At 38.3% G+C, this 371-nt stretch carries 1 protein-coding gene; it reads right to left on the minus strand.

Going from position 1 to position 371, the window contains the following annotated elements; genetic code table 11:
- Window positions 1–371: enolase C-terminal domain-like protein (locus NQ163_RS20895; protein WP_326493345.1), on the minus strand; the 371-nt coding region annotated here is incomplete at both ends.

Here is a 371-nt window from a genome sequence, read left to right on the forward strand (position 1 = left end):
TCCATTGGTTGTTCAACAAAAACAACTCCTTGTTCTTTCAACCAATGAATCTTATCCAATGCTTCATGCTTGTCTTTCCAACCCTGATTTACATCAACACACAAAGGCACATTAGTGACTTTTCTTATCGTGTTGATCATTTCTTCATCATTGCCTCTTCCAATCTTAACTTTTAGTATTTTATAAGGCGACGCCTCTTTTACTTTTTCCACTACTACTTCCGGTTCATCAATTCCAATGGTAAAAGTGGTTAGTGGGGTATCTTCCTGATTGTAACCCCAAATCTTAAACCAAGGTTTATCCAATATCTTTCCAACCAGATCGTGCAAAGCGATATCCACAGAAGCTTTAGCTGCGCAATTACCTTCTGC

The sequence above is a fragment of the Marinifilum sp. D737 genome (genome assembly GCF_026672275.1).
Lineage (GTDB): Bacteria > Bacteroidota > Bacteroidia > Bacteroidales > Marinifilaceae > Marinifilum.